At 51.8% G+C, this 25349-nt stretch carries 21 protein-coding genes; 10 read left to right on the forward strand and 11 right to left on the reverse strand.

Annotation, left to right across the window (positions count from 1 at the left end):
- Positions 1-35: 35 nt before the first annotated feature.
- The 6 genes from KVT34_RS14225 to KVT34_RS14250 all read right to left on the reverse strand — a co-directional run bounded on the left by KVT34_RS14225 (position 36) and on the right by KVT34_RS14250 (position 6169).
- Positions 36-296: an acyl carrier protein gene (locus KVT34_RS14225; RefSeq protein WP_254634868.1), complete on the reverse strand. Its 261-nt coding sequence runs from the start codon at positions 294-296 to the stop codon at positions 36-38.
- A 27-nt stretch (positions 297-323) separates the two neighbouring features.
- Entirely contained in the window at positions 324-1598 is a 1275-nt protein-coding gene (locus tag KVT34_RS14230) for a cation:proton antiporter (protein ID WP_217559403.1), read from the reverse strand.
- A 21-nt stretch (positions 1599-1619) separates the two neighbouring features.
- On the reverse strand, positions 1620-3314 hold the full coding sequence (locus tag KVT34_RS14235; RefSeq protein ID WP_217559404.1) for an NAD(P)/FAD-dependent oxidoreductase: 1695 nt from the start codon (positions 3312-3314) through the stop codon (positions 1620-1622).
- A gap of 44 nt (positions 3315-3358) precedes the next feature.
- Positions 3359-3610: an acyl carrier protein gene (locus KVT34_RS14240; RefSeq protein ID WP_217559405.1), complete on the reverse strand. Its 252-nt coding sequence runs from the start codon at positions 3608-3610 to the stop codon at positions 3359-3361.
- A gap of 15 nt (positions 3611-3625) precedes the next feature.
- Entirely contained in the window at positions 3626-4585 is a 960-nt protein-coding gene (locus KVT34_RS14245; RefSeq protein WP_217559406.1) for a hypothetical protein, read from the reverse strand.
- 258 nt (positions 4586-4843) lie between these two features.
- Positions 4844-6169 carry an MFS transporter gene (locus KVT34_RS14250; RefSeq protein WP_217559407.1) on the reverse strand — a complete coding sequence of 442 codons (1326 nt, stop codon included), beginning with the start codon at positions 6167-6169 and terminating at the stop codon, positions 4844-4846.
- A 142-nt stretch (positions 6170-6311) separates the two neighbouring features.
- Between KVT34_RS14250 and KVT34_RS14255 the strand changes: the two genes are divergently transcribed.
- Together KVT34_RS14255 and KVT34_RS14260 are read left to right on the forward strand one after the other, a co-directional pair.
- Positions 6312-7775: an aminotransferase-like domain-containing protein gene (locus KVT34_RS14255; RefSeq protein ID WP_217559409.1), complete on the forward strand. Its 1464-nt coding sequence runs from the start codon at positions 6312-6314 to the stop codon at positions 7773-7775.
- 99 nt (positions 7776-7874) lie between these two features.
- Positions 7875-8912, forward strand: a complete 1038-nt coding sequence (locus tag KVT34_RS14260) for a metallophosphoesterase family protein (RefSeq protein WP_217559410.1) — start codon at positions 7875-7877, stop codon at positions 8910-8912.
- Between the two features lie 410 nt (positions 8913-9322).
- On the opposite strand, the gene KVT34_RS14265 is transcribed toward KVT34_RS14260, so the two are convergent.
- On the reverse strand, positions 9323-10231 hold the full coding sequence (locus tag KVT34_RS14265) for an aldo/keto reductase (RefSeq protein WP_217559411.1): 909 nt from the start codon (positions 10229-10231) through the stop codon (positions 9323-9325).
- A 120-nt stretch (positions 10232-10351) separates the two neighbouring features.
- The gene (locus KVT34_RS14270; RefSeq protein WP_217559412.1) at positions 10352-10645 is read right to left on the reverse strand and encodes a Dabb family protein; all 294 of its coding nucleotides are present in this window, start codon (positions 10643-10645) and stop codon (positions 10352-10354) included.
- A 160-nt stretch (positions 10646-10805) separates the two neighbouring features.
- On the opposite strand from KVT34_RS14270, the gene KVT34_RS14275 reads away from it, so the two are divergent.
- The 8 genes from KVT34_RS14275 to KVT34_RS14310 all read left to right on the forward strand — a co-directional run bounded on the left by KVT34_RS14275 (position 10806) and on the right by KVT34_RS14310 (position 20416).
- Positions 10806-12551: a sensor histidine kinase gene (locus KVT34_RS14275; protein ID WP_217559413.1), complete on the forward strand. Its 1746-nt coding sequence runs from the start codon at positions 10806-10808 to the stop codon at positions 12549-12551.
- Positions 12552-12568: 17 nt separating this feature from the next.
- A complete protein-coding gene (locus KVT34_RS14280) occupies positions 12569-13375 on the forward strand; it encodes a LytR/AlgR family response regulator transcription factor (RefSeq protein WP_217559414.1) in 807 nt (268 codons plus the stop codon).
- 395 nt (positions 13376-13770) lie between these two features.
- The gene (locus KVT34_RS14285) at positions 13771-14289 is read left to right on the forward strand and encodes a MauE/DoxX family redox-associated membrane protein (protein ID WP_217559415.1); all 519 of its coding nucleotides are present in this window, start codon (positions 13771-13773) and stop codon (positions 14287-14289) included.
- A 16-nt stretch (positions 14290-14305) separates the two neighbouring features.
- Complete coding sequence (locus KVT34_RS14290) at positions 14306-14875, forward strand: TlpA family protein disulfide reductase (protein WP_217559416.1); 570 nt, start codon at positions 14306-14308, stop codon at positions 14873-14875.
- An 18-nt stretch (positions 14876-14893) separates the two neighbouring features.
- Complete coding sequence (locus KVT34_RS14295) at positions 14894-16708, forward strand: ABC transporter ATP-binding protein (protein ID WP_217559418.1); 1815 nt, start codon at positions 14894-14896, stop codon at positions 16706-16708.
- 216 nt (positions 16709-16924) lie between these two features.
- Entirely contained in the window at positions 16925-18085 is a 1161-nt protein-coding gene (gene yhbH / locus KVT34_RS14300) for a sporulation protein YhbH (RefSeq protein WP_217559419.1), read from the forward strand.
- Positions 18082-19518: a SpoVR family protein gene (locus tag KVT34_RS14305; protein WP_217559420.1), complete on the forward strand. Its 1437-nt coding sequence runs from the start codon at positions 18082-18084 to the stop codon at positions 19516-19518. Before yhbH ends, KVT34_RS14305 begins: the two co-directional genes overlap by 4 nt.
- Before the next feature lie 247 nt (positions 19519-19765).
- A complete protein-coding gene (locus KVT34_RS14310; protein WP_217559421.1) occupies positions 19766-20416 on the forward strand; it encodes a hypothetical protein in 651 nt (216 codons plus the stop codon).
- Positions 20417-20591: 175 nt separating this feature from the next.
- On the opposite strand, the gene KVT34_RS14315 is transcribed toward KVT34_RS14310, so the two are convergent.
- From KVT34_RS14315 to KVT34_RS14325, 3 genes are read right to left on the reverse strand one after another with little or no spacing between them, the layout of a single operon-like run.
- Complete coding sequence (locus KVT34_RS14315; protein ID WP_217559422.1) at positions 20592-21413, reverse strand: alkaline phosphatase family protein; 822 nt, start codon at positions 21411-21413, stop codon at positions 20592-20594.
- A gap of 53 nt (positions 21414-21466) precedes the next feature.
- Positions 21467-22528: a glycoside hydrolase family 18 protein gene (locus KVT34_RS14320; protein WP_217559423.1), complete on the reverse strand. Its 1062-nt coding sequence runs from the start codon at positions 22526-22528 to the stop codon at positions 21467-21469.
- A gap of 15 nt (positions 22529-22543) precedes the next feature.
- The gene (locus KVT34_RS14325; protein WP_254634869.1) at positions 22544-25342 is read right to left on the reverse strand and encodes a transglutaminase domain-containing protein; all 2799 of its coding nucleotides are present in this window, start codon (positions 25340-25342) and stop codon (positions 22544-22546) included.
- Between the last annotated feature and the right edge of the window lie 7 nt (positions 25343-25349).

Genomic DNA, 25349 nt, shown 5'->3' on the forward strand with positions numbered 1-25349 from the left:
TAGTCCCCTTCCGGTTGAAGAATGATTAAAGAGCGTTATACGGAAACTTTCTGAACTTCCTCCTCAATGAATTCCGCCAGACGGGAAATGGAATTGAGCACTTCCGGACTGATTTCTTCCACTTCGGTTTCGATATCGTAAGCTTCTTCCAGCAGAACGACGATTTTGATCTTCGCCAGGGAATCCAGTCCCAACCGTCCGATGTCGTCGCCCACTCTTTCCAGATCCTCCGGCGTCACATTGCCGTCCGAAGCCTCCATAATAAATTGTTTGATTTTGTCTTGAATATTCATCATTTTCCCACCTTCTTCAGAATGATGTTCCTAGCCCCCGTCCTCCGTACCGTACCGGACTTTGGGAGGGAATACCGGTGCAGCCGCACGAGGCTTGGTTCCCATCGAGAATGAATAAATCGGCATGGCCAGGGCAGTGGTCACAAGCGCCATCAGCACGAGCATCGCGTACAGCTTGGGCGTGATGATTCCGTAAGTCATCCCTATGTTGATGACGACCAGCTCCATCAAACCTCTGGCATTCATCAAGCCGCCGACTGCGGATGCTTCCCTCCAGCTGAATCCGATCTTTCTCATATAAAGCGTGCATCCGCCATACTTGCCGACGATGGAGCAAAACAGCAGGATAAGGAACGGAACCAGCATATCGGCGCTGAAGAGATCCAGCAAATTCGTCTTCATGCCCGAATAGGCGAAATAAAGCGGGAGAAAAAAGACGACGGTAATATCCCTGATTTTGATGTTCATTTCACTGAGGAACACTTCGCTGCGCGGCATGGCCAGTCCCAAAATAAAACAGCCGAAGACGGCATAAATGCCGATGTATTCCGTGACGAAACTCGCGCCCATAGTCATTAACAGCACTAAGGCCAGCCCTCCGTGAGATAAAAAACCTGCTTTCTGAACCTTCGCGCCAAAGCGTTCCATAAGCGGTTTGACGACAAATAGCACAATCAGAACGAACAGCACGGTATACAACAGAGTCGATACTCCCGAAAACATGTTTTTCGCCTGCACCATTACGATGACGACAGCCAAGATGCACCACGAGACGACGTCGTCTATACTTCCCGCCAACAGAGTAAGCGAGGCGAAACGGGACTGAAGCAGCCCCTGCTCCTCCAGGATTCTCGCCAGCATGGGTATCGAGGTAATGGATAAGGCGACGCCCATGTACAGGAAAAATTCGAGCTGGGTAATCTGCTGCTGCGCAAGGGATGCATACAGGAAGAGGGAGATTCCCCCTCCAAGCAGGAAGGGAGGAATGATTCCCGATGAAGCGAGCATACCGGCCTGCCGGAACGATTTCCGGTCGATGCCTTTCATCTCCATCCCTACGAGCAGCATGTACAGGCACAAGCCGAAATTGCTTAAAATATAGATCACATTGCCGACATCCGCATTGAATACCGTTTTACTAATCTCGGGAAAGAAATACATGAAGCAAGTGGGTCCCAGAAGAATCCCCGCCACCATTTCCCCGATTACAGAAGGAAACCTCAGCAGAATCGCCACTCTTCCCATAATCCGCGCGGATGTAAGAATGAGGATCAGAGCGATCATTACATTGAGAAGAAGATGCATGATTTACAGCCCCCCGACAAGTTATACCGTCGCAACGGGAACCTCATTGGAAGCGGGCTCCTTCGTTCCCTTCAGGAAAGATTCGTCGATATCGAAATACAGCTTACGGATCGTTTCCGGCGCCTGCTGCGCGCCCCACATGACGACTTCATAGAGGGAAAGCATATCCATTTTGGAAATAAAGCGTCTGTCCGGGTTCAAAAACTCGTACTGGTCCGGAATGAAGCTCTGCACTTCTTCGTAAAAACCGTAAATCCGCTTGGTCGCTTCCTCCGGGGAAAGACCGTGATCACGGACCGCTTCCACCGTCGAGGCCACCTTTTCGAATAGAGGCTGGAATTCCTCAAAATCCACGCACAAGGAGCCGATGTAAGGAGCTTTCTCGATATCAAGCAAAATTTGCATGTCTCTTTCTTTGTAGAATTTGGAGAGAACTTGAGTCAGACGAAGAGAGGTAAAAGCTTGTCCGAGCGCCCATACGCGGTACCAGGCATTCCAGAGGTTAAAATCACGGAAAGCGGTGTACGAGCAGGAAACGAGGCGATCGTTCGTGTCGTAGGACTGTTGAATGACACGGGAAACCGGTTCGAAGCGCTCTTCGTTGAAGTCGTCTTCTCTTACGGCGTCGATTAACCGCTGGGCGAGCGAGTTGATCGTTTCCGTCGTGATGGCAAGTCCTCTGGAGAACAGCGGGTCGATAAACGCGGAAGCGTGTGCCAGCAGACAGAAACGCTTGCCGATAACCTTGCTTGCGGAATATTGAAGCCGGCCTCCGCTGGAAATCCACTCTCTAACCGGTTTGGCGTTTTCGAATTGTTTTTTGACATCGGGATAGGCTTCGAGGAAGTCGGCAAATTCTTCCTCCGGCTTTTTGGTCGGAACGTTGTCCGGATTGCGGTTCAGGTCGTATTGAAGACCTACGCTGCAAAGAATACTCGTCGATTTCGCGTTGTTGTCGAACGGGATAACCCACAGCCAGCCGCCGTCAAAAATATGATGCAGCGTACCGTTATGAATCCGGTTGGGGAGCTTGTGCTCATCCTTATTTGTAATTTCGTCGAACGGTTTCACACCTACCATGTGGGTGAAAATGGAACGGGATTTCGTTTTCATCCGCGACGGCTCTTCGCGCAGACCGAGACGCTTCGCCAATACGGAGTTGAAGCCGCTGGCGTCCACGATATACTTGGCGCTGAACTCTTCGTTCGCCGTCGTTTTGATGTTTACGCCGTCCTCGTGAATGTCGATATCGGAGATCATCGTCTTCTGCTTCACTTTGGCACCGTATTTAATCGCTACCGCCATCATGTAGGCATCGGTGTCCTGTCTGAACAAGTGGGCCTCGGGCCCGTAAGGGATATTAGGCACCGGCAGCTGCGTGCTTTCTTTCGGATTCTGGGCCTCTCCCTCGCGGTGATAGAAGAAGGAGAAATTGCGTTTTGTCCCCGAATTCGATGTGATATGATTTTGAACGAACGGCAGTGTGCTGCAGTGCATGATTTCGGGCACATCGTAACGCTCGGCCATGATCCGCATCATAAAAGATGTGGCGGGAATCATCGATTCCCCGATAACGAAACGCGGATGAGTGGCCGCATCGATAACGAGTACGCTGAGCTGTTGTCGAGCCAATATGGCGGACAGGATCGTTCCCGCGATTCCCGCCCCGATTACGATAACATCATAGTGTGCTGCCGTTCCTGTTGTGTTTTCCATTAAAATAATGCCCCTTCCCTGTTTAAGGTTGTCCTCTTTGTGGGTTAAGCGTTCGCCTTCTCGGCCACATTCGCGGATACGAAATCCACCATGTTCTGAATCGTTTTGATGTTGTAGAACTCCACGCTTTCTTCGTCAATTTCAAGACCGTAAAATTTAATGATCTCCAGCATCGATTTAATCAAGGTTAATGAGTTCAACCCCATTGTGGTCATATCGTCATTGCTTCCGATTTGGTCGACGGCAATGTCCGCCTGTGTGAGAATTTCTCTGATTTTGTGTTCGATTGGGTTCATAAAATTTGACTCCTCCTATATTTTTTGTGTCAGCAGCTCTTCTTTAAGAGTCTGGATCATTTTAGGCTCGATCTCGTAGAGTTTGCCGCATGCTTCCGTAATTTTGGGAACACTGATTTTCCCTAGGATTTTGTAGTTGGTAATCAGCTTGCGGATTCGATCGGTCAGTTGGATGCTTTCATTTAAAGATTCGCGGATGGAGGTTTCAACATTCATGACATCGAGGAATCGGCTGAACAGCAGCCGGGAGCTGTAAAGGAAGAAAAACGCATTCTGGTACGCCTCCAGTTCTTCTTCTACCTTGGAGATGTCATCACGGTTGGCCTCCAGAAAGTCGATAGTCTGCTGGTAAAGTTTAAAATCGTCGCGGCATTCGTGGACCCAGAGTTCGAATTTCGCTTGGATTTGATCCAGTTCAGGATTGGCCGCCCGTTCGCGGTCGATGTCGAAAATCATGATTTCTTTGACAAATTGTTCTGTGGGGTTATCGTCATAGGCTTTTTCAACCGTTTCATGGGGGTAGTAGTCGAAGAAATCCGGCTGGGAGTGATCTTGAATAAACCATTTCTTTCCGCCTTCGTGGCTGAGCTGGGAAATCATCATGCAGTGGGGTTCATGCTTTTGGAGATAAGTAAAGGTGCGGTGTTTGAAATAGTACCCGTCGATGAAGAAAAACACGATTTTCCCCTCATCCAGCGCTTCAATAATTTTCGGTTCCGCTTCTTGGAACGTTTCGATTCTCTCCTGGCGTAATGTCAGGCCGAAATGATGAATATCGTCAATAACGCGTTTTTTATCGTGGAAAAGCCAGCGGTTGTCCCTTTTTGCGATAAAATGCTCATAAACGTGACTGGTATCTTCCAAAGCGCCGTAAAACATATATTCAACCGGGATACCTTCTGCTTTCCAATAGCTGACGTAATGACTTTCCACACAGTTAAAAAAATCTTCATCATATCTTGGTATTATTTTCATATTTTAATATCAACTCCTTGGTTTTCTATTAATATCCATTTTGCGCTTAAAAAAAAGGGCTGCCTATGCCGACACCTCACTTTCTTCATCTTCTCTGTGTTGTCTCATAGACTATATATCTCCAGTGCACACCGTGAAAAACACCGACGGCACAGAAATATCGAAGCAACTCAAAAGGAAGGAAAACGTCAAGCCGGACTTAGACTGCCAGTCAAGCAGAGGCGGGAGCAGTCTCCCGCCTCTCTTGAAAGTTTCCTATCAGGCGCCGACTTCACCGGTAAGAACAGAAGCTTTCTTGGTCCCGATTCCTTTGCGGTAAAGAACAAAATATCCCGCGGAAGCGATTAAGCTGAAAACGACGTTGACCGCGATCAGGAACTGATAGTCATTCGCAAGGTCGAAATTGAGGCCGCCGGCAATGGCCGCCACAACTCCGCCGAGCTGATGAATGAGCAGGAGAATACCCGTCTGCAGGCCGATTTGTTTCTTCCCTTCATTCAGTGCTTCTCCTGCAACGAGAATACCGCCAGGCACGGCGCCTAGGTATGTCGCTCCGAAAATCAGCGAGAAGAGAATAGGGGAATAATCGAAATGGAAGAACAGGACCGCGAAACCGATGATTCGGAAGAAATATAAGTAAGCAAGTGCTTTGACACGCGGCATGTAATCCAGAAGAAAGGAGAATGTGACTCCTCCCACCAGTTCCAGAAGTCCAAGCAGACTAAGGGACGAGGACATCATCCCATCCGACACGTGGGCCAACTGGTGAATGGCCATCAGGTTCATCTCGACGGTGCCCATGCTGATTCCGCAGGTCAGGAGCGCGAACATAATGACCAGCATAACCGGGCGGGTCAGGTAAACCAGGAAAGCCTTGAAGCCTTCCGACATTTTCTTCAGAGAAAAGACAGGTTCTGCGGGAGCCGGCGGCTGTTCTTCACCGGGTTCCTTATTTGTAGGTGACGATGAGTGCTGCGCGGATGCTGCCGGCGCCTCTTCTTCGGACGCCTCTTTGTTGGAACGGACAATCAATAAAATCAAGGGAATAAACGCGAGCGAGATAATAAACAGCACGGTGTATACCGTTGTCCAGTTCAACCAGCCCTTGTTGCTGACAAGGACGGGAGTAAGCACGGCCAATCCGAGCGAACCCGCGCTGCCAATGATCATTAACGCTTTGGCGCGGTGATGTTTGAACCAGTTTGCGACCAGCACATAGCTGGCCGAAGCCCCTATGCCCGCTATGCCTGTAATTAATCCGAACCCTAGGAAGTAACCGATGGGATTCCGGAAAAGCAGGACGATAGCCAGCGAAAGAAGGTTGGCGATCGCCGAATAAATCATGACTTTCTTGTAGCCGATTTTGTCGATCAGCCAGCCGCCGAGCGGAGCGCTGATTGCGCCGATAAAAATGGCCGTTGACCAGGTGGCGCCCAGAAAGCTTCGTCCAACGCCTAGCGTTTCCGAAATGTCCTTCTGATAATAAGCCATGACGAACCTGCCCAAAGATCCGACAAAACCGAATACCCATAAGAATGCCAGCAGAAACCAGGCATATTTTTTCTCTTTGAACAGCAAACGCATCTAACTCCTTTCACCCTCGTCATGTAGTAGCGAGTAAGTTCAGTATATCGCCTAAATTATGTAGACACACCAGCCAATCCCAGTTTTTTTCCCCATCCAATCCCCTCTTGCGGTATAATAAACGAAACAAGGAGGGTTAGCCATGAATATGCGTTGGAAACCGCGGCCCTATGATCATACCCCTATATTTCGTCAAATTTGTACGTATTTCAAGGAACAGATCTTAAAAGGAGAGCTCTCGCCAGGCACCCGGCTTCCGACCGAAAGAGAGCTTGCGCTCCAATTGTCCGTCAACCGGAGCACCGTGTCGGCCGCATACGAAGAACTCCGGGCCACCGGACTTGTTTATTCGGTACAGGGCAGCGGAACCCGGGTCAGCGAAAGCCTCTGGGAAACGACCGTCCAGACCGCGCCGAATTGGGATCATTATCTGGGACGGCGCTTCTTCAATCCCAACGCGGCGATAACCGACAAGATCAGCGAAGCCGCATCGATACCCGATATCGTAAACATGATCAAAGGGGAACTGTCCCCGGATCTGATGCCGCTCGATCTGCTCGGCGAACTCGCTGCTCAAATCGACTATACGCAGGCCTACAGCTATTTTTCGGATAACCGGGGTGAACCGGCCTTGCGCGCCGCCCTGTCCGATTTTATGAAAACGCGGTCCGGCATCTCCGCTTCTCCCGAAAGCATCCTGGTCACATCAGGAGTAAAACATTCGCTCCAGCTCATTTCCAACACTCTGCTCCAGCCCGGAGACGCAGTCGCTCTAGAAGGACCTTCCTACATCTATGCGATGCAAGTATTCTCATCATCCGGTATCCGCATGTTCCCGCTTCCCGTAGACGAACACGGCCTGATCCCGGACGAACTGCCGCGTCTGGTTCACAAGCACAACATCCGCATGGTTTTTACAAACCCCACCTATCAGAACCCGACAGGAACAACGCTCAGTCCGGCCCGCCGCGCCAAACTCATCGATCTGTGCGAACAGCTCCGGCTCCCGCTCGTGGAAGACGATCCGTACGGCCAGCTTCATCTGTCCGGCTCGCCGCCCGTTCCTCCTTTAAAAGCTTCTCCCGAAGGGGATAAGATCGTCATCTACCTCGGAACGTTGTCCAAAATATCAACACCCGGCATGCGTACCGGCTGGATTGTGGCTCCCCCTCCGGTGATCGCCAAACTCGCCGAGACCAAAAACCGGATGGGTTACAGCTCCAGCCATTCGGGAGAACGGCTCGCGCAGCTCTACATGACCTCCCCATCGTCCGTTCAATCCCTGATCTCCATCCGCGAAGCTTTGACGGCAAGAAGAAACGCCATGCTAAGCGCACTGCAAAGCGAGCTTTATCCGTACGCATCCGTTTTCGGCGGAAACCATAACGCACCGGGGGGATATTACGTCTGGCTCAAGCTCAATCTGCCTTTGGAAGACAAACAATTGGTCGATTTAGCTGTAAAGGAAGGCGTCATGTTGTGGCCCGGAAGCATTTACGGCATGAAAAAAGGATTTTTCAGACTGACATACGCCTCGATCCGGGAACACGAAATCGTCGAAGGAGTCCGCAGAATAAGGCGTGCTTTCGAAAAAGCGGTTCTGTAGCCCGATTTTCCTCGCCCGGGTGTAACCGATTTGCCCGTAATTCGTATGATCAGGGAGACAACGTGCTCCGGCACAACTATCTCCGAACGGAAGTGAGACATGAACAGACGGCAATTTCTCCGCTCCCTTGCGGGGGCTATTGCGGCGGCCTCTCTAGGTGCCGCCGCTTTCTACACTTTTTTTACCCGCGGCGCTTCCAAGGAACTGGGCTCGGGGCTGAAAGCCGCTTCCCCCGGACCATCCGGGACGCCGGCTCCGGTGCCTGCCGGCCCGGGAAAGCTGCTCGCGTCCTTCTGGCTGCTGAGCGACCTGCACGTCACCCCTTACGATTCCGGGACCTCCGATAAGCTGAAGAAAGCGCTGGCCGATCTCGTAAAGCCCGAGCATCCCGGGGATGCGCTAATTTTGGGAGGAGATTTGACCGAGTACGGCTCGGATAACGATTATAAGCGGCTCAAAGACGTGCTCAGCGGCTTCAAGCTGCCTCCTTTATACGCCAACATGGGCAATCACGACTATTACGACATTTGGATCGACGGCAAAGGAAGCTTCGCCACAGAGACGCAGCCCAACGGTAAAACGGATGCGCAGTCGAGGCAGCGGTTTCAGGCTTTTATGAAAACCGAGCGCCCTTACGGCAAGTTTGAAGCCGGCAAAATTCCGGTTTTCCTGCTGTCTCAGGAAGCTTACGTGCAGGAAAAACCGGAGGTTGGCGAAGGTGCGTGGTACTCGGATACCCAACTGGACTGGTTGAAAGCCGAGCTGGCGAAACTGGAGAAACATCTCCCTGTTCTCGTCATGATTCACCAGCCTCTTCCGCAAGAAGGCTCCGACGGAGGCACCCACCGGGTGATCCGGGCCAACGAGCTGCGCGCTATTCTTGCCCCTTATCCCAACGTGTTCGTATTCTCGGGCCACACGCACCGCGATTTTACGGCCAACCATTATACCCGCCACGCCACCTTTCACTGGTTCAGCAACTCCACCGTAGGGCGCAGCCGCTCCAAAGTGTTGTCTCAGGGAATGTACATCCAGGTTTACGAGCATGAGGTTCGCGTACGCGGCCGGGAGTTCAGCAATGCAAGCTGGATCGGTGCGGCGGACTGGACCGTTCCGCTCAAAAAAGAGGCGGACTAAACCCGTTCCGCCGGACATGCCCCGCCGCAGGCGCAAACAGGCCGGAACCGTCGTAAACCCCGGTGTCCGGCTGTTGCTCGGCGTTATTGCGCTCCCCCTCGCACCTGATTCCCAGCCAAACAAAAAGCCGTCCAGGAATGACATTCCCGTTCGGCTGCCGGTGGGTCCCTCTGTGTGCACCAGGGGGATTTTTTATGCAAGGAAATTAAAATGTATTGTGCCCGTTATCGCACTCTTCTCCCGTCGCTTGTAAAAGTAGTGCTGCTTGTAACGGCCGACTAAGGGCTGATTCGGATCGGCGGACAGCCGCCCGGCGGCCAGAAAACCACAGGCTGAAACTTGGACGGCCACGAGCTTTCATCGCTGATGGGCCCAAATAAGCGAATAGAATTCGTTCGGCGGCGCTGTTTCTAACGGTGCTGCGCGTAGCGGGAAGCCTTGGAGATCCGGCGAATCTCCTCCAGTTCTTCCGCGGACAACGAGTCCGCCGTTGCCGCCTCCGCGTTGTGCGCGAGCTGCTCCAAGGAGCTGGCCCCGGGGATGACGGCGGCTACCGCCGGATGCGACAGCGCGTAGCGGATCGCCGTATGGCCGGGGTCCCTGCCCGTTCCGGCCGCCTCAAGCAGCTGTCTGCGTACCTGCGACAGCTCTTCCGGGCTGTAATCGAGATAGCCCTGAGCGGCTTTCTCTTCTCCGCTTGCGGTAAGAATGCCCCGGGCTACCGGACCGCGGGCAATCAGGCTGATGCCCTTGCCCTCCAGCAGGGGCAGCACCTCTTCTTCCGGCCGCCGGTCCAGGATGCTGTACTGGCTCATCACGCTGACGATACCGGAGCGCTTCACATATTCGCGGATAACGTTCGGCCGGATCGAAGAGATCCCGTAATGACGGATGAGCCCTTCCTCCTTGAGTTCCTCGAAAGCCTCGATCGTTTCGTCGATGGGGTCCTCCAGCGTCCCGCCGTGAAGCTGGTACAAATCGATATAATCGGTCCGGAGCCTCTTCAGGCTGTCTTTCACTGCCGATTTGATATAAGCTTTGGACGGGTCCCACGTCCATCCCTCCCGGCCCGGTACTCTGCGGTTGCCCACTTTCGTCGCCAGCACCACTTCGGATCTGCGTCCGCGGATGGCTTTGCCTACCAGCTCCTCATTGCGGCCTTCGTCGTACAGATCGGCCGTATCGAGGAACGTGACGCCCAGATCCAGGGCCCGGCGGACGAGTTCGACCGCCTTTTTCTCCTCCGTCCCGAGAGACATGCAGCCGAGCCCCACTTCACTTATAAACAGATCGGATTGTCCCAGTCGATTTTTTTTCATAAACGGATTCTTCCTTCCTCTGTTCGTATTCGGAACGCCTTCCTATCCTATAAAAGGAAGCCGGTACCCATCCGGCACACGGCTTCGTATGTACGTTTATATCTTCGGTCCGCTCCCCGATCAGATGCGGATGTCAACCACGATGCTGTTCACACGGCCGACTTCGCGGATATAAGCGGCAACCGCCTGATGCTCCGGATGGGGCCCGTAAGCTTCCAGCGCTTCCTGGTTCTCGAAACGGACGGACAGAACCAGCTGATATCCCTGGCTGTTAGGGGAGAAATTCAGCCCCGCCTGCAGGTCAATGACGCCGGACAGGTGGTTCTTCAACGCTTTAAACCGGGCGATAACGTCCTGAAGCTCCTCCTCCGTCGTGGATTCGCCGAATTTTACAAGCACGATATGATCGATCAATGGATTCCCTCTTTTCCAATCGTAATGCTTTCAGTATACCATATCAAACCAGTTTACTTAAAATTAATAATATCTAGTAAGTTTACCATATTTATCAAATATGCTATTATTCGGGTATATTGGTTTTTAATAATTTTACCCCATTTCTGGAGAGGAAATTATGCTTTTCAAGAGGGCTCTTTTACATTTCCGCAAGTCCAGACAGCATGTCAGAAAAAGCTTACTTATCTTTACCGTCTTGGCTGTCCTTATGTCTGCCGCGATCCTTATTTCGCAATTGCTCTCTCAAGAATTTGCATCTCCCGACGAATTCGATTATCTGGACAATGAAAACAAAACGGTACGATCCGCCTACAGGGAAACCGTGCTTGCTTTGGAAATGTATCAGGAAGGTGTCGCTTATTCCTCCAGGATCTTGGGAAATTCCCTGGTAACCGCGGCCCCTACCGCACAGTCTCGTCTGCTCCCTAACGCTAGTCAGATCACCAATTATGATTTAATTGACTTAAGCACCCGTTTGAACGGCATCCATGTGTCACTGATACAAAAAACCGACCGCAGGTTCGTTATCATTAAATCTTCTAATTACGATCTGATAGGAACCGCCTTCGAAGATACGGATACCGAGTACAAGGAACTCGCCTCTATTCTGGATAATAAAACGTATCTAAGCTGGGACGGAAGCCCTTCTGTAAATAACTGGACGAAGCCATTCTATATAACAGGGTCCGGAACGGGAACGAATATCTTTTTTGCAAGATGTTATTATGAAGGTAAAACCGATTACATAGTCATGACATCCGTAAGCGTTTCCTCACCAATGGAATCGAACAAAATCTACGATATCCTGCAAAAATCCCAGGCAAACCACCCTTCTCTCAGGGAAATCGCTTTAATAGACCCCAAATATCTAGAACCGGACCCTATCATAGAAAAGGGAGACAATAAAGTGATAACCCGGGGAGTTCTTTTCGGAACTTATGTAAACCGCGGTGCCCGGGATAAAGAAATGCTGGACTATGTCCGCATACACCGTAAGACAGTTGGATACAACGATCTGGTGCAGGATAAATTGGTTCGCAGAACCTTTGTGCCGATCAACATCCCCTCCGAAAAATATATTTTGGCGCTTGTAACCGATTATCATGTGGCTTTTGAATCAAAGTTCGTTCAAATACTTTTATCCGCTGCCGGTTCTGAACTTGTATGGATCGCATGGCTGTTGGTCAAGCACTTTGTTGGTAAGGCTTACAGATGGTTATCGGCTATTTGGAGGCATACCTCCCAAGATAAAGCCGATGAATTTATTACCCAGGTCCGTGCCCAGTGGCACGACTGGAATCACCATGTCCAGGCTCTCTACTCACTTCTTAAATCCGGGGGAAAAGAAGAGCAGGAAAAATATCTGGACGAATTAATCGGGGATATTTCTTCCACCGGAAACGTTCTGCAAATCAGCCATCCGGCCATTGCCGCCGTTGTCCGGGCCAAATGCGCGCTTGCGCAGCGAAAAGGAATTAACATTCACTGTGAGTTCCATTTGAGCCAGAAAGATTTTTCCGGCATCAAATCTGTCGATCTTGTCCGTATTATCGGAAATCTGCTGGACAATGCAATGGATGAAGTGGAAAACTTACCGGAGGAGGAAAAGTGGATCGAACTAAGCGGGCGCATTCTTCAAAATAGCCTCGAATTTTCCATGACCAATCCCATAAGTTCACAACCTGCTGTAAATCCACGCAAAATGTTTAAAAAGGGCTACACGACTAGAAGCATCGGCTCCGTTAACCGAGGGCTCGGTATGTACATCATTAAACGCATTGTTGAATCTTATCGCGGCACAATCGCGGTTGAAACTAAAACTTATGAAGTTTCTTTTCTTGTCTCCATTCCGTTAGTTCAATAAGGAGGTTACCCGGGGCTGTGGAAATTTTAAAGCGGGATGATTTCACTTTATCCGTAATGATAGCCGAAGACGACGAAGCCACACGCAATTTTCTTGCAGAAGCCGCAAAATCACATAATCTTGACCTCCTCGACGCTGTATCGTCCGGAAGCCGCCTTGTCCGCTCCGCTCTGGAAACTCGGCCCGATTTGATTATTATGGATATCGGCTTGGAAAGAATGGACGGCATTTCCGCTTGTACCCGACTTGTGGAAGCAGGCATTCATCCCTGCATCATATTCGTCACCGGCTCCATTCAACCGGAACATTACGGCAAAAGTTACGAGCTGGAGTCGGTAGATTATGTAACCAAACCGTTCACGAAAGCTCGTTTGGACCGTGCTCTGCAGCGGGCGAAGGATAAAGTACATCTAGAGCGCCTAAGCGCAAGAGAACCTAAAGGCGACAGCCGGCTGGTGTCAGTGCCCCACCGGAACCGCCTTGTTCATTTTGCTGCCTCGGAATTGCTGTACGCCGAGAAAGTATCCCGCCACTGCACAAGGATCGTTCTGACCTGCGGTAAAGTGATCGAATCGGATACGAATCTAAGCCGCTTGGCGGCTCAGTGCCCCGATATCTTCCTGGCACCGCACCGGAGTTATCTCCTCAACGGCTGTCATGTTAAAAAAGTGCTTCCCGATCCCCTGCTTCCCGGTAATTATCTGGTTGAAATGAAAGACTCCGCGGAACCGATTCCTTTGTCGAGAAAAAAGTATCGCGAATTTATCGCGGCTTTTCAGGCGCCTCCTTTTTATCCCGCCATTATTCGTGAGTACAGCGGCTGAAACGCGAAACTGTCTGTATGCGTCCTGAGTCATTAAAGTTTGTAAGCCCCGAAAAAGCTGATCCTGTTTAACGGATCAGCTTTTTTGGTCGTTCGCCGACGCATTTCAGGACGGAAATTCAGCCCTTCGGGCAAATCCAGACCCCTTACGATTCGCAGAGTATATGATTCAATTAACAAAACGAAAGGAGGTGCGCATGATGCCAGGTTGCACACAATGGATCAAAAACGATTGTAGATACGGAAACAATTGCAGTTCTACAAGCAAATGGACTCGTTGGATGATTTATAGATGTGATGATTTTACGGAAGAAGCCCGGAAAGAAGGGGGCTGCTGTTAAACAGCGAAAGGGTGATTCGTCACCCTTTTTTATTCATTTAAGGAGGTTGTTTGAAATGAATGGGATCGCGTGGATTCAAATGTTCCTTGCCCTCATACTTGTCACGTCCGCTTTGCCTAAACTTACCGGACTGACAGCCTTCAAAAAAACATTGAAACGCCTGGGGGTTACTGACAAACTCGTTATGCTTGCTATAGGCATCCCTTTACTTGAACTTGCCGCTGCGGTTCTGATTCTCGTTAGTCCCCTACGATTCGCCGGTGAAGTCGCTATTCTTGCTCTGCTGGGCTGCTTTCTCTGGGCTACCTATAAAGGGATGACCGGTAAAGCCCCGGTAGAATGCTCCTGCTTCGGAAGTCTGACTTCGGAAACGTTCGGGTGGACTACACTGGCACGAATTGCCGTCATGCTGGCGCTGGATCTTATCCTGGTGTTTATACCGGACGCCGCCGGATTGGCAGATGCTTCTCTAGCCGAAACTCTTCTGTACTTCACTTTATCTATAAGTGCGCTTTTGTTTTATATCCTTTATCAAACGATTCAAACCTACTTAAATCTCCTGGTGAAGAAATAGAAAGGGGGCAAACGGGATGAACGAAAGTCTGCTGCTTACAGCGTATTCAATCCTCTGGCTGTTTATTACGCTTTTTGCAATTTTGTACGTAAAGGTTGTGCGCGAGCAAACCAAAAGACTGCGGGGAACAAGACAAGGCCTGCACGGTACCGACAAAGGAATCGAGTATGGGGCTGAATTCCCTCTGGCCGATTTCGCTGCAATTAACCAACTGGAGCTGAATCTAGGAAAAGGACAAGACGGTTATATTGTACTGTTTACTGCAGCGGGCTGCGATGTATGCAAAAACATTTATCCTCATATCGGTACCTATCAGAAGGATAACCCCCAGTTGAAAGTGGTCGTCCTAAATCTTAGTGAAGACAATACCGACCGTGAAGCTTGGGACTTGATTCAGGAGTATGATCTCGAGGTTCCCGTTGCAAAAATTGTGGAAGAAGATGTCTTCCGGCTTTCCACCACTGTGTTCCCGTTCGGGTATGCTCTCGGTCCGGACAAACATGTAATCGCCAAAGGAGTGATCGCTCTCCCTGAAGATCTTGAAGCTCTCACCCTGAATTACGAGACCTACAGGAAAGCCGGCTGACGGAAAGGAGAGAATAACATGCCGAATCCGTCTGAGACGTTTCGCACTATCGGATTGACCGTTAAAACTTTCTTACGGCTGCTGCCCATGATTTGGCGCATTTCTCCGGGCAAATTTACCATGCTGCTCGTCATTCAGCTTCTCCTTGCCGGTATTCCCGTGTATCAGGTAGTGCTAACCCAGAAATTTCTCGATGCCGTCGGACAAGCCTTCCAATTGGGATGGAATCACGGGCAGGACGCCTATCTGATCCTTGCTCTGCAGCTTGGCGTTCTAATTCTAAACGGATACTTGCTCACGGCTCAAACCTACTTGGAAACAGCGATCGGCACCCTTGGAGCCGCATTCTTCCAGGAAAGGGTTGCCGAGAAGGCAATTCGTATTCCACTGATCGAGTTTGAAAATCCCGCCTATCACGACCGGATTCAACGTGCGACCAACGGGATTGAAACGAGGGCAATCCGGGTTTTATTTAATAGCATCAAAATCGCTCTTGGCTTATTTACGGTAACGGCTTACATTGCTCTGCTTTACAAGTTCCACTGGCTTCTAAGCCTCGGACTTCTTCTGTTTATCATCCCCTCTTTATATATCTATATTTGGCAGGGAAAAAGCCGGTTCAAGCAGCTTGTTCAGCAGACGGAGGAAAGCAGGAAAGCGGGTTACTGCCACCATCTTCTGGTTGGCCGGGATTCCGCCAAAGAAATACGTGTATTCGGTATGTTCGGGTCCCTTCTTCATAACTGGCGTACGCTCTACATGCGCCTTGCGAAAGACCGCCTTAAGCTCGAAGGAAAGATTTCTTTTCTCCAGGCTCAGTCCGATGCTCTGCTCTATGTACTGATAAGCGCAGTTACGGGACTGTTGATATGGATCGGCATAAACGGCAAGCTGACCCTGGGTCTTTTCGTGGCCCTCGGCCAGACGGTAACAAACTCTCAATCGAAGCTCCAGAACATTTCCATGTACATTGCTACCATGTATGAGGATGTCCTGCATGTTTTGGATCTGTTCGGCTTTCTGGATCAAGAAGAGGAGGAACAGGAAGACAAGGCACAGATCGGATTTCCTTCCGTTTTGACTCAGGGTATCACTGTGGAGAATTTAACCTTCCGGTATCCCGGGCAAAACCACGACATTCTTAATAAGATTAGCTTTCAAATAAAGGCGGGTGAAAAGATCGCCATTGTCGGAGACAACGGGGCAGGTAAGAGCACTTTGGTGAAGTGCCTGTTGGGTCTGTATAAACCTACATCAGGCGTAATCCGCTATGATGGAATTCCGATTGAGAGTTACGATTACTCCGGCTTCCGTAAACAGGTGACGGCCGTTTTCCAAGATTTCATGCATTATTATTTAAGCTTGCGCGATAATATCACTCTCGGTGATATGGAGCAGAAGCAAAACAACGCCAAAATCAGGACGGCTTTGGATAAATCCGGCTCTACGGATTGGGTGGACGAACTTCCGAGCGGCCTGGATACGGAGCTCGGTCCCGTTTTCTTGGGCGGGAGCGAACTCTCTCTGGGACAGTGGCAGAGAATTGCCGTCGCTCGGGCTTTTTTCCGGGACTTTCAAGTCGTTTTTCTCGACGAGCCTACGGCCTCCCTGGATCCGATGGCCGAAGCGGCCATATTTGACCGTTTCACGGAGCTGACGGAAGGCAAGACGGCCATTTACATTTCCCACCGGTTAGGAAGCTGCCGGAGTGCGGATCGCATTTTTGTGTTAAAAAACGGCTGTCTTATTGAAAGCGGATCTCATAAAGATCTGATCAGTCTGGGAGGCAGCTATGCCGCCATGTTCAAAACTCAGGCAAAATCATACGCCTAAAAGGAGAGGCAAACGCTTCTTCTTTTGTTTCGTTTATTCCGTAATCCAGAGCCGGCAAACACCCTCTTTTCCTCTTGGTTTAATTATTCTCCTCGCTGTGACCCCGTTTCCTCACATTTTATCTCGCTCCCGATCACATATCGTCCCTTCCCGTGAATATACTTACTTAACAACAGGCCAAACTGTGCCCCATATTCCACAAGGAAGGTGCCCATCATGACAGACTCTTCGTTTATCGTCTCCCGAGAGGACTGGTCACTTCACCGCAAAGGCTTCCAGGACCAGACGAGACACCAGGAAAAAGTCCGCGATGCGATCAAACAGAATCTGCCCGACATCGTGTCCGATGAGAGCATCATTCTGTCCAACGGCAAGCAGGTTGTCAAAGTCCCGATCCGCTCTCTCGACGAGTACCGGTTCCGATATAACTACCAGAAAAGCAAGCATGTCGGACAGGGCGACGGCGACAGTCAAGTCGGCGACGTTCTCGGCGTAGACCCCCAGCCTTCCTCCAAAGGAGGCAAGGGCGAAGGAGCCGGCGATAAGCCGGGCGAGGATTATTACGAAGCCGAGGTTTCGTTCGAGGAGCTTCAGACGCTCCTTTTCGAAGAGCTGGAACTGCCGTTCATGCAGCGCAAAGACAAGAAAAATTTCTCGGTGAAGGAAGTGCTTTTCAACGATATCCGCAAGAAAGGCATCATGTCCAACATCGACAAGAAGAAGACGATACTCGAAAATTTAAGGCGCAACGCCACGCAGGGCGATCCCGGCATCCACGGCATTTCGCCGGACGATCTGCGTTTCAAGACGTGGAACGAAGTGGAAAAACCCCATTCCAACGCCCTCATCATCGCTATGATGGATACGTCGGGGTCCATGGGATCGTTCGAAAAGTTTATCGCCCGCAGCTTTTTCTTCTGGATGACGCGTTTCTTAAGAACGAAGTATGAGCATGTCGAAATCGTGTTCATCGCCCATCATACGGAAGCGAGAGAAGTGACGGAGGAGGAGTTTTTTACAAAAGGCGAAAGCGGCGGTACGATCTGTTCTTCCGCATACCAGACCGCGCTGGACATCATCGACTCCCGGTATCCGCCGGAGCAATATAACATTTATCCGTTTCATTTCTCGGACGGCGACAATCTTACCTCGGACAACGAGCGCTGTGTGAAGCTGATCGGACAGCTTATGGAGCGTTCCAACATGTTCGGCTACGGCGAAGTCAACCAGTATAACCGCAGTTCCACGCTCATGTCCGCTTACCGCAATATTCATCATCCGAAATTCATGCATTACATCATCCGTGAAAAATCCGAAGTGTACAAGGCGCTCCGATCCTTCTTCACACCCCGCACCGAGGGAGGCGAACTTATTTGACACCGGACGAAATACGCCAGCTTGAACATGCGATTGCGGAAATTACGGAAGTGGCCGAAGGCTTCGGCCTCGACTTCTATCCGATGCGCTATGAAATATGCCCCGCCGATATCATTTATACGTTCGGGGCTTACGGAATGCCGACCCGCTTTTCGCACTGGAGCTTCGGCAAAACCTTCCACAAGATGAAGACCCAGTACGATTTCGGGCTTAGCAAAATTTACGAGCTGGTCATCAATTCCGATCCCTGCTACGCGTTCCTGCTCGACGGCAACTCGCTGATCCAGAACAAGCTGATCGTGGCGCACGTTCTCGCTCACTGCGATTTTTTCAAAAACAACGCGCGTTTCTCCCGCACCAACCGCAATATGGTGGAAAGCATGTCGGCTACCGCCGAGCGCGTGCGCCAATACGAGATCGAATACGGGGCCCGGCGGGTCGAGGAATTTCTGGACTGCGTGCTGGCCGTGCAGGAGCATGTCGATCCGAGCCTGACGACGCCGGGACGCAGAAAGCCGGAGGAACAGGACGGCAAGGACAGCGACAAGCTCGGCAGGAACGGCAGACCGAAAACCGGCTACGAGGACCTGTGGGATCTGGAGCGGCAGGACCCGGACCCTGAACCCGAGGAAGAAGAAAGCCGGACGGTCCGTTTTCCGCCCAAACCGGAGAAGGACATTCTCCTGTTCATTGAAGAAAACGCCCCCCACCTGGAGGACTGGCAGCGCGATATTATGACCATGATGCGCGACGAAATGCTCTACTTCTGGCCGCAGATGGAGACCAAAATCATGAACGAAGGCTGGGCTTCGTACTGGCATCAGCGCATTCTGCGCGAACTTGATCTGACCGAGGAGGAGACGATCGAGTACTCCAAGCTGAATTCGGGCGTAGTCCAGCCGTCCAGGCATTCGCTTAACCCCTACTACCTCGGGCTCAAAATCTTCGAGGATATCGAGAAGCGCTGGGACAATCCGAATGAGGAAGAACGGGAAAAGTACGGGCGGCGGGACGGCGGAGGCCGTAGCAAACTTTTCGAGGTCCGGGAGTTCGATTCGGACACCTCTTTTATCCGCAATTACATGACCAAAGAGCTGGTCGAAGACCTGGATCTGTATGTGTTCGAGAAAAAAGGGCCGGAATGGAAAATCACCGATAAGACCTGGAAAAACATCCGGGACCAACTGGTATATTCCCGGGTTAACGGCGGCTTTCCTTATCTGGAAGTGTACGACGGAGATTACCAGCGCAACGGAGAGCTGTATCTGCGGCACTCGTACGAAGGCGTCGAGCTCGACCTGAAATACGTGGAAAAAACATTGCCGTACTTGTACCGGCTGTGGGGCAAACCCGTCTACCTGCAAAGCGTAGTGGAAGATAAAGCGGTGCTGTTTTCGTACGACGGAAAGAAAAGTCACCGGAAGTTTATGTAAAAGAGATTGGACGGCGAGGGAACAAGTCGTTTGTCCAATCGATAAAAGCCTGTTTGACCAGCGGCATAAGAGCCTCAGTCAAGCAGGCTTTTTTAGTTTGTTGTCAGTTAATAATGCAGGATAAAGGGGGCCTTAAGGCCCTTTTAAGGGCCTATTAAAAATAGAACTACTCCCCTCCTATTACATAGGTTATCGTGGAGTTAACAATTCCTTGATTTCAAATTTTTTCATAAGGCGGTTATATTTTATGAAGAAATTCACTTCCCTTTTTTTAATTCTAGTGGGAGTTATGGTGATTTTAGCTACTAGCAAACCTTTATATTTAATGTATAAAGAGAAACAAATTCAATCCTATTTGAATACAACTTTTACGTTAAGTCAACAAGATATTAGTGAGAACGTTTTGGATATAAACAACAATACTATAGAAGTTATAAATACACCAAAGGACGACCTTATACGGCTAGAGATCATGTTAAACGGAGGAAAACTTCCTGGATCAGCAGAAGTTTCACCTGCAAAAGACGGAAATTATACCCGCGGGGTTTGGGTGAATGTATTCACTATCCACAAAAATGAGGAGTCCGGCAATAAAAATGATTTGGTTGCAATTGTGCAAACAACAAAGGATCAAGCCAGTTGGAATATATATTATATTGATAATCATAAAAAAATGACTGCAAACCATGTGACGAATGAGAATCGCTCTAACGATCCTTTAGATACTTATTTAATAAAGAATAGCGGTGCCCCTATGATAGAATATTATACTGATATCAACTATGCTTCGGGCAACCCTCTTGCCACAGTTATCCCAATAGCCGTCGCGATTACTGGCGGTATTCTATTATTAATTGGATTGCTTATCTTCACACGTAGCAAAAAAAAGATATGCTAAATATGGAAACTACCCAGCTTATGCCACATAGCCCATGGTAGACTTAAAAACTGCTGTGTTTCAAGCTGTCAATCGGCCTGGCCCCGAGCCAGCCAAACAAAAACCTGCCTGAACCGGTTTATAACCGGAACAGGCAGGTTTTTGTTTGCGGCCCCCAGGCGCGGGAAATTCCCGCCTACTTGCGGAAGCCGGTCACCGGAATGTCCGACATATGGGCGGACACCGGAATATCGAGCAGGGAGCAGATCAAAGGAGCAATCGCCAGTTGGGGCAGATAACTGTCCGTGTACACGCCCGGCGTGAACCGGTCCCCGATCGCCACCAGCCCCACATCCCGCTCCGCGTCGCCCGTCCCGCCGTGATGTCCGTCTTCATTCATGCCGTGGTCGGATGTAACGAGGATCTGGTAGCCCTGCTCCATCCAAACGGGCAGGAGAACGGCAAGCAGTCCGTCCATATGCAGAGCCTGCCCCCGGTACCTGGCGGAATCGGACGTAAATTTGTGGCCCGCATCGTCGATGTTCATCGGATGAACGTACAGAAAGTCCGGGTCGTGCGTCCTGCGCAAATACTCGGCATCCCCGATCAGATGGGAATCCGGGTAAGAGTCCTCATAGTAGAACATGCCATGCTGGATCGGCTTGCTCTCGTCGTGCTGAATGCGGTCGGCCACGAAATCGAACGGAGCCGAATTGTACAGCTCGCTCACCCAGTGATAAGCCGCCGCTGCCGTTCTCAAGCCCTGCTGCCGGGCCAGATGAAACACGCTCGGAAAACGGGACAGCCTGACGACATGGTTGGCCGTAATCCCGTTTATGTAACTGGGCGTCCCTGTCAGGAGCACCTCGTAAAGCGGCCTCGAGAGACTCGGAAGCTCCGATTTCACCTTGTACAAGGCCGCTTGCGACTTTTCGACAAGATGATTCAAATACCCCATGGATGAGAGCATGACGTCGTAGCGCAGTCCGTCCAATACAAGGACAATCGTTTTTGCCATACGTGTACCGCCTTCTTTTATGTGGCTTTATGTGAATTCATGTTGTTTTGATCTTAAAAGGTTTTTGAAGCGCTGTCAATCGGTTTATTCAAACCGCGGTACAGGCTGTCCAGCAGACGGCGGGTTTTATCGCAGCCGTACTCCCAAAACATGATGCCGGCCAAGTTTTTTTCCTCGACATACCGGCACTTATGCTCAAGGGATTCCTCGTCGTCGTAAGTAATAAACGTGCTGCCGTTGAACAGGTAAGGCGCTTTCGCTTCCGCGTCCCAATACCGGACATAGCCGTTTTTATTGATGTAGTCGTTTGCAAGCGTCGTATAATCCGGACCGTATCCGCCCGAACCTCCGGCGATCTGGTGAAGCCCGTTTGCCGCATCCGGCACCTTCTCCCATTGGCGGGAATAAAAAGCGGCGCCGACCACGATTTTATCCCGGGGCACGCCTGCAGCGAGGTACAGGTTAATGGACGTATCCGTGCTGATACGGAACAGATCCCCCGTAGAATTGTAAAGATTCGTATGGTGCCCCGTGAGAACCTGGAAGCCGCCCCGCATGTCGTATGTCATCACCTGAAGAAAATCGAGATACCGGTGCACTTGGTCCATCTCCGTACCGTCCAGATAATATTGGTCGGCCCCCACCGCTATCGTCAGCAGGTAACGGCGTCCGTCCTTGCGCCCCTGTTCGTCTATCGCTTCTCTGATCGTTTGCAGAAGCAGCGTGAAATTCCGTTTGTCCTCGGGGCTAGACTGGATGCCTGCAGTGGAGTAGCAGGGATATTCCCAGTCCAGATCAATCCCGTCGAACGGATGCGCCAGGAGGATATTCACGGCCGACTGCGCCATCCGTCTACGGCCTTCCTCGGTGGAGGCCGCTTCGGAGAATCCGCCCGCTCCCCATCCGCCGACAGACAGGAGCAGAACGAGATCCGGATTGACGGTTTTAAAACGTGTCAGCTCATCCAGACGGGCAAGATGATCAATCCGGATTTCATCTTCCCGGACATGGCCGAAAGCCACATTCAGATGGGTCAGCTTGCCGAGATCTTCCCCGGTTACGTCCGGGAGTCCGGCATCGGCGACATAGCCCGCTACTACATAAGGTTTGCTCATTGCGGTGTTTTCCTCCTAATCGTTCTCACACAAATTTTCGAAAATTTGCAAAGCTTCTCTGGCGGACCCCACTTTGTACCCGGACTGGGTGTAACGGATTTGTCCCTTCCGGTCTACAACGAAAACATGCGGAAAACCGGCATCGGGCAGCGGACGCTTCGCGTTAAATTCATCCAGGGAGACGTAATCTTCATCCCGGACAAAATGAGTTCCCTCAGGCAATTCGCCATAACGGGCGGGATCGAATGAAACCGTTCTCCGGTCGCCGCCTACCACCATTATAACGGCTGCTTCCGCTTTAGCATACAAATTGGAAAGCTCTGTAAGCTCACGGATCAGGTGCTTGGAAGGCTCCCGTTCCGGTTCGATCCAGGCCGCCAGCACGGCACGTCCGCCCGCCAAATCTTCAAGCACGCGGGTTTCTCCGTTGTCCTCCAGGCTGCCGAAAACGGTGCGCCCGTCTACGGCACCGAGCACGGGAACATCGGAAGGAGCCGCGCGGAAGGTTGGCGTCAGCTCCGTCTGCCGGCCGGGAAGAACGGCGAAATGGCGGAAACGGACTCGTACCGTCCCATCCTTAAGCCGCGTCCCGGTCGTCAGCCGGTAGCTGCCGGCTTCCAGTTCCAGCGGCTCCGCGTACAAGTCGCTCTTACCGTGCGGGAACACGATCGTCCGGTAAAGACCGTCCTCAAGCCGGGCCACGGTGAGGTTCTGGAAGTAGGAAGCCTCCGGTGCGGGCGCTGCGGCAGACTCTTCAGACGCCGCGGAGTCTGAATGCCCGCCGGTCGGGCGGAGCAGCAGCGTCCCTCTCTGCGCTTTGCTTTCTTCCTGCCAACCGGCATTGTTCCATTCTCCGTCCAGCCTGAACTGGGGCTTCTGATTATTCGGATGAAGCCGGGCCGGAATGCCGAGGCTGCGGCAGACGGCGACCAGCATAATATCGAGGGAAAGGCGGTCGCCTTTCTTCAGCGCGAAGCTGCCTGCGGCGGAAGCTCGGCCCGGAAGATTCGTCAAATCGTCCCGCACCTCGTATTCGGCGGCAAGGCGGCGCACAAGCCCGGACGGGTCTTTCCGGTATGCGGCAGCCTCCTCTGCCGTGAACGCTTCTTCGAACAGCCGCCGGTACGGTCCGATCATTTCGAAGTGCACCCTCGGGCAAAGAATATACGGGACGAACACGTCCTCCTCCCAGACATTCGCCCATTTCAAGGCGTGCAGGAGATGATCGTCCAAAGTCGGACGGAACGTGTCCAGCATGTCTTTGTCCCTCATGCTTTCCAACAGCCGCAGCGGCCACTCTCCGTTAGCAGGGGTCCGCTCCAGGAGAAAATCGCGGATTTCCCGGCTGTTCCCCCTAGCCTTGCGCAGCACGTTCCACACCCGCTGAGGAGGAAGACCGAGTTCTCCGGCCAGCTTTACCGCGTTCTGTTCACCGAGGAACGTATCCTCGAAGCTTTTACGGACAGCGGCCCCCTCCCGCTCACGTTCCTGATGGAGCCTCAGCATCTCCTCGGTGACCGCGGACAGGGCTTCGCCTTCCCGCTCGGGAGGCGGCACCATGTCGACGTCCAGCGTTCCCGGCGGCTCCTCGGCGTTCCGGATCGTCAGTACCAAGGTGGAGCTGCCCGCAGCCGAGAGCTTCTCTTCTGCCCATAGGCCGTCTTTGACGGCACGGACGAGGAGATCTCCCCATCCCGTCCTGAACGCGGCAAGCCCCTCCGAATCGGTCGCAATGACGGCAATCGGGTACATCTCCGCCATGTTATACAGCTGGAAATGGACCCGCGCGCCCTCAACCGGCCGGCCTTCTTCGTCCTTTACGGCAACGGTCACCGCCCGTACGGGCGCGTACGTTTCCAGCAGGTTGATTTCCGTCAGCCACTCCTTGGCCAGCGTAACGGGTTCCGGTCCCGGGTAGTTGGCGTGAACCCGCGTGTTAACCAGCATGGCCCGCCGGGCGGGGGCGCCGAACCAGCCCCGGTCCAGCACCGGTTCGGGCTCGCAGGCGCCGATATAATGCCACTGTCCGTCGGCCCACGCCTCCACCCAGGCATGATTATCGTCGCAGTGGGCCCAGCGCGGCGTGTAGCACTGTCTGGCGGGAATGCCGATGCTCCGCAGTGCGGATACCGCGAGCGTCGACTCTTCCCCGCAGCGTCCCTGCGCGCTTCGCAGCATGGTCAGCGGCGAGATCGTCCGCAGATCGCTTCCGACGTAGGTGGCTTTCTCGTGACACCAATAGTTGGTCTCCAGGATCGCCTTTTCCATCGGCAAATGCTTGGTCCGCTCCGCCAATTCCTCGTAAAGAATGCCCCGGCAGTCTTCCAGATTTTCGCTGTTCACCCGAAGAGGCAGCACGAAGTGAAGAAACAGATGATCCGGCACCCGCCGGCCCCAAGGCACTTTGGCACGGATTTCAAGTGTCGTGCGGACATGATTCAGAAACAAGGCTCCGTCGTAATCCGCCAAATCGTTTAAAGGCATATACGCGTAAAGGAATTTGAGAGCCCACGTTTCTTCCTCGGTCAGCTTCTGCCGGAACACGCCGAAAAGCTCCTCTTCTTTGGCCCGGGCAAGCTCCCGCTTGATGTCGAATTTCCTCTGCACTTCCGCCAGCGCTTCGGCATCCATAGAAAAAACAGCCAAATCCGGCTGGAGAACCCCGTTCCGGTCAACCTCGGAATCCTCGTTCAAATTCGCTTTCATAAAATCCTTTTCAAGGAGATCGACGCCCGGCTTCTCAGCCCCATTCCGGTTCTTAACCGGCTTATTGTTCCGATTCGGATTTTCATTCGTGTTCGTGTTCGCGTTCATCCGTCTT

This window comes from Paenibacillus sp. GbtcB18 (assembly GCF_019091125.1).
GTDB classification, from domain to species: domain Bacteria; phylum Bacillota; class Bacilli; order Paenibacillales; family NBRC-103111; genus Paenibacillus_F; species Paenibacillus_F chitinolyticus.